Genomic DNA, 3,333 nt, shown 5'->3' with positions numbered 1-3,333 from the left:
AATAAGCTCGCGAGTTCGCCGCCAGCGCGAGCAACTTGCCGACGTTCAACGTCAGCGCCGCCCGTCCATCCAGGCGCTTCCCGATTGAGCCGGCGCCCGGCATGTCGAACACCGACTTGTCTGAGATCGTATGGCAGATAGCGCAGGAGAGGCCGACTTTGTCACCGCTCGCTAAATCAATTCTGCCGTCGCCGTTACTGTCTTTGGGCACGATACCGACAACCGCATTCATCTCGATGAGCTTCATCGTCGTCATCGGATCGTTGAGCAGCGGCGCATTCTGCGGAGACATGCCGGTCTTGAGTTCCTTCGCCAACGCCGTACGCAGGGATGGCTCAATCGCTTCCACATCGACAGTCACGCCGGCCTTCAGCGCATCGATCGGCGTCACCTTCGCGTCCTTCATGCCTTGCGGCATTCGCATCGCGTCAGTCCAGAAACCTTCGTTGCCGAAGGTCTCGAAGCGGAAAACGTCACGGCCGGCTTCGGCATTGCCGCGTCGGTGCGGCATGGCCGGCCCGGCCATTCGTGGTCCATCCGAAGCAGAACGTTCAGCCGTCTGAGGCGACGCAGACGCGGAGGGCGGCTCCGAGCCCTTTGCTGGCTGATTCGATGAACAACCACCCAACCAGGGGAAAGCAGTGGCCAAATAGAACATTCCCAGGCGATTACAAATGTTTTTAAGAGCGTTGGTTTTCATAATTGTTTCTGTTTTTTCCTCATGGCGTTGGTTCGTTCAGGCTCGTTCATAGGGCGCGGCAGAAAGGCTATCAGGTCCGTCTTCTCTGGCGCGGTCAGCTTCGTTTCCAGAATAAGGTTAAACATTCCACCGTGTCATCCACGGCGGCTCTATCTCTCCTGTTCTTGCTATTGCCGCACCGGGACGCGCGTCGGATCTGAAGCGGTACCGGCGATTCCTCCTTGAAGCTTTTTCGCTGCTTCAAGGTGCGCCGCAACGTGCTGGCGTGTTTCGGTGAGATGTTTCTTCAGGCCGTCGCTTTGGGCTGTGGGGAGAAGCTGAGTGTCGATCATTTGCAGCGCCTCCGTGTGTCCCTTCGTCATCGCCGTAACGTAGGCGCGGCTGAATTCCTCGCCGTCCAACGGCACCAACGCGGCGAGTTCGCCCGCGGCTTTCACGCGCAGCGCGTCCACGGCCGGAGTTTCCAGCGGCGTCACGCCGATCTTCTGTCCGAGCTTCATCGTCTGGTCCAGATTCTTGCCGTGCTCCTGGTGCAGCATTGTCGCGTATTGGGCCAATTGAGAATTCACCTTCTTCTTGCTCGCCACCATCGCGGCCACAATCTCGTTCTCATTGATCGCGCCAATGAAGCCGAGGATTTCCCCGTCGCCTCTGTCGCCCTTCAACTGCGCGTTGGCCACCGGACGCATCGGAGAGCCGGGAATGGCCGGCTTATCGGAAAAGGCCGCCTGTGTCATCGTCATCGGCTTGAACTGAAGCGCCGTCACGTAGCCTGGGTTTTTGCCGAGCATGTCCTCGACGACGATTTGGCTGAACGCTTTGCGCGCCTCGCCTGCATCCTTCTTCCCGGCTGCGATGTCGTGCGCGAGGTTCAGCGTAAGAATGTTGTGCCCCTCCAGATCGCACCGCCCGGACAACTCGCCTCGCGTCCGATCGAACGTGGCGCTGCCATCGAAGGCAGAGATGGCGTCGGCTTTATCCGCCGGCACATGGTAATGGATCGTGTGTTCGATAAAATCCATGTGCGGCTTCGGGAAGTCGTGATGATCTTCCTTCTTCATGACGGTGATGCGCTTGTAAGGGCCTCGGTTGTGCCAGACAAGCTTCTCGGACGTGACTTCCTGCGGAGTACCGTACTGCGAGAGCATCATTTGCGCGCCCAGCCGTGGGCGTTCAGGCCAAGCGGCCATGATGGTGTCAACGGCGTGGCGGTCCGCCGAACTGGCCGCGACCTTCTTCGGATTTCTGGTTTGTTCCTGTTCCGCGCCGGCGACGCCGATGGGTAAAGAACTCAAGGCGAGGAGGCCCGCCGCAAAGGTGCTGAGTGTAGTGAGATGCATAATGAGTGCGTAAGATGTGGTTAAGACTCGCGGTCAAGGAGGCGAGTTAAGAGTCGAACCTCACTTCCGAACTCTCGGCGGCCAACTTGGCCGCCGAGATTCGATCGGTCTTTCACGAAGACAGCGCCGGCCCTGTTTTTTGCAGCGGCCTCTAGTGCTTTCTTTAAGGCTTGCCGGTACCGAGCCCGCGGAGGAACTGCACCATATCTGAACGGTCAGCCGCGTCCTCCAGAAAGAAAGGATGGGGCGCCGTGGAGCCGCGATTGGGATTCAGGAGATCGTCTAGAGTGGCCACCGAGTTGTCGTGCAGGAAGACCGGTTTGCGTGCAAGATCGAGCAGCAAGGGCAGAGCAGTCCCGCGTTCAAGCCCGCGTAGGCTGGCATTGACCACCGCCATCTTGTCGTCAAAGATATTGACGGGCATGTCAACGATATTTCCGGGCGTGTTCAAGATCGGATTCAGCGGCGGATCGCGCTGCGCGAGCAGCACCACTGGATCGTCGCCGGGGAAGATCGTCTTCATGTCAACGATGAAAGTCGGCACGAACTTGCTCTGGTTTACATTGTGGCAATCCGTGCAGCCGACAGTGCGGAACAACTTGCGTCCTTTGGCGACGGATCCCGGATCGTCGCGCTCACCGGGCGGCGCCTGCAGCGCGAATAGATACGCATTCATGTCAATGAGTCTCTTATCGTTGACACGTACGCCGAGCGGAAAATCTTCGGTGCCGGCCAAAGCAGGATCGGCGGGCGGACGGGCGCGAATGAACGGAAACGGGCCCGTAACGCCGGTATCGGCGAGTACCGTGGCATAGTCGTCGGCAATTTCAGTACCAGCCGCATTACCGCCTAACTTCCGTAAGAATGCGCCTCCGCCGGGGGTGAGAAGCGTTGTCGGATCGAGCAGCGCCGTGTAGACCAGGTTGCTGAAATTATCCAACCGGGCGATCGCACCCTCGCTGCCGAACGGAAACGCGAGATCCTGGCGGAACAGGGGCATGTTGTGCATGGGGTCGCCATTGCCGTCCACCGTGTCATCGAACATGCCGACGGGGTAGAAGTCCTTGTTGGTCAGATACGCGTCTACTTCCTCTTCGGTGGAGGTTTCGGTCAACCCTGTCGGCGCCCGGCCGAGGGTCGCGCCGTTGTTGGCGTCAAGTGCGAGCTGAAGCACCGGATAATAGGCGCGCGAATTAGCGCCGAGGGCGACCAGCGTGCCAAAATCGAGCGTGTGCGGCGCGCGGCCATCCTGCCGCCTGCCAATGGAGCCGCCGTTCGGCATATTGAAGACCG

Annotated in this window: 3 protein-coding genes; all 3 read right to left on the bottom strand. The window is 59.5% G+C overall.

The window, feature by feature from the left end; all coding sequences use genetic code 11:
• Positions 1 to 526: hypothetical protein (locus M3461_06850; GenBank protein ID MDQ3774093.1), on the bottom strand; the 526-nt coding region annotated here is incomplete at its 3' end.
• Between the two features lie 341 nt (positions 527 to 867).
• A complete protein-coding gene (locus M3461_06845; GenBank protein ID MDQ3774092.1) occupies positions 868 to 2,040 on the bottom strand; it encodes a DUF4142 domain-containing protein in 1,173 nt (390 codons plus the stop codon).
• Between the two features lie 163 nt (positions 2,041 to 2,203).
• The coding region (locus M3461_06840) for a hypothetical protein (GenBank protein MDQ3774091.1) at positions 2,204 to 3,333 on the bottom strand (1,130 nt) is incomplete at its 5' end.

The organism is Pseudomonadota bacterium (genome assembly GCA_030860485.1).
GTDB lineage: Bacteria > Pseudomonadota > Gammaproteobacteria > JACCXJ01 > JACCXJ01 > JACCXJ01.
The sequence above is the reverse complement of the archived record's forward strand: the minus strand, read 5'-3'. Positions and strand labels throughout refer to the sequence as shown.